The following is a 2,190-nucleotide window of genomic DNA, read 5'->3' as shown; positions in this document are numbered from 1 at the left end:
GGGCTTCGACTCGCTGACCGCGGTCGAACTGCGCAACCGCCTCAACGGCGTGACCGGACTGCGCCTGCCGGCCACCCTCGTCTTCGACTACCCCAGCCCGGTCGCGCTCGCCAGGCACCTGCGGGCCCGGCTCGTGGGCGAGGGCGAGGGCGAGCAGTCCGTGAGCCTCCCGCCGGTCCGTATGTCCGAGGCCATCTCCGACGAGCCCATCGCGATCGTAGGGATGGCCTGCCGGTTCCCCGGCGACGTGAACGACCCCGACGCGTTCTGGGAGTTGCTCGCCGACGGCACGGACGCGGTCTCCGGCTTCCCGGCCGACCGGGGCTGGGACGCGGAGGGGCTCTACGACCCGGATCCCGAGCACGCGGGCACCTTCCACAACCAGGCCGGCGGGTTCGTCGCGGACGCCGGCGGGTTCGACGCCGGGTTCTTCGGGATCAGCCCGCGCGAGGCGCTGGCGATGGATCCGCAGCAGCGGCAGTTGCTGGAGACGTCGTGGGAGGCGCTGGAGCGGGTCGGCATCGACCCGGCGTCGCTGCGCGGCAGCCAGACCGGCGTCTTCGTCGGCGGCTTCGCCTCGGGATACGCGCTCGGTGTGGCGAGCGGGAGCGAAGGCGCCGAGGGACACCTGACGACCGGCTTCGCGACGAGTGTGATGTCGGGCCGCGTGTCCTACGCACTCGGCCTGGAGGGTTCGGCCGTGACGGTGGACACGGCGTGCTCGTCGTCCCTGGTCGCCCTGCACCTGGCCACCCAGGCGATCCGAGCCGGGGAGTGCTCGATGGCGCTGGCCGGTGGAGCTACGGTCATCGCGAACCCCGACGGGTTCGTGGGAATGAGCCAGCAGGGCGGCCTCGCGGCGGACGGCCGGTGCAAGGCGTTCTCGGCGGAAGCGGACGGCATGGGCTTCGCCGAGGGCGTGGGCATGGTGGTCGTGGAGCGGCTGTCCGACGCGGTCCGCAGGGGCCACAAGGTGCTGGCGGTGGTGCGCGGCTCGGCGGTGAACCAGGACGGTGCGTCCAACGGCCTGACCGCCCCGAACGGCCCCTCGCAGCAGCGAGTCATCCGGGCGGCGCTGGCCAACGCCGGGCTGTCGGCCGCCGACGTGGACGTGGTCGAGGCGCACGGTACGGGTACGACGCTGGGTGACCCGATCGAGGCGCAGGCGCTGCTGGCGACGTATGGCCAAGGCCGGCCGGAGGGCCGGCCGTTGCTGCTCGGCTCGGTGAAGTCCAACATCGGACACACCCAGGCAGCCGCCGGTGTGGCGGGTGTGATCAAGATGGTGCTCGCCCTGAAGAACGAGCAGCTGCCGAAGACGCTGCACGTGGGCGAGCCGTCGCCGCACGTGGACTGGTCGGCCGGCGACGTGCGGTTGCTGAGTGAGCCGGTGCCGTGGTCCGCCAACGGCCGGGTGCGCCGCGCGGGCGTCTCCTCGTTCGGCATCAGCGGCACCAACGTCCACCTGCTCCTGGAGGAAGCCCCCACCGAGGACGGCACACCGGAGAACGCCGTCTCCGAACCGGCCGATGAGCCGGGCGCATCGGCACAGGCTCCCGCGGTGGTCGAGACCGACGGTGTGAGTGCCTGGCTGGTGTCGGGCCGGTCGGCCGCCGGCCTGACGGGACAGGCGGAGCGGTTGCGGGAGTGGGTCACGGCGCGTCCGGGGCTGGAACCGGCAGACGCTGCTTGGTCGTTGGCGGTGACGCGTTCGTTGTTCGAGCACCGGGCGGTCGTGGTCGGTGGTGGCCGTGGTGAGCTGGTGTCCGGTTTGGAGAGCCTGGCTGCCGGGGTTCCTGCGGGTTGTGTGGTGCAGGGTGTGGCGCGGCCGGGTGGTCGGGTGGTGTTCGCGTTCGCCGGTCAGGGTTCGCAGTGGGTCGGGATGGGCCGCGAACTCGCCCGGGTGAGTCCGGTGTTCGCGGCGCGCCTGGCGGAGTGTGAGAAGGCGCTCGCCGCGTATGTGGGGTGGTCGCTGAGCGATGTCCTTGCCGGGGCGGAGGGTGCGCCCGCGCTGGAGGCTGCGGATGTCGTCCAGCCGGTTTTGTGGGCGGTGATGGTGTCGCTGGCGGCGGTGTGGGAGGCGGCCGGTGTCACTCCCGACGCCGTGGTGGGTCATTCGCAGGGTGAGATCGCGGCGGCGACGGTGGCGGGGATGCTGTCGGTGGAGGACGGTGCTCGTGTCGTTGCTCT

1 protein-coding gene is annotated in these 2,190 nt (G+C 72.3%); it reads left to right on the top strand.

The features are described from left to right. A partial coding sequence (locus ACFZCP_RS45855; protein ID WP_391443248.1) for a beta-ketoacyl synthase N-terminal-like domain-containing protein occupies window positions 1–2,190 on the top strand: 2,190 nt, incomplete at both ends.

Origin of the sequence: Streptomyces sp. NPDC007971 (assembly GCF_042958635.1) — a bacterium.
In the GTDB taxonomy this organism is placed as follows: domain Bacteria; phylum Actinomycetota; class Actinomycetes; order Streptomycetales; family Streptomycetaceae; genus Streptomyces.
The sequence above is the reverse complement of the archived record's forward strand: the minus strand, read 5'-3'. Positions and strand labels throughout refer to the sequence as shown.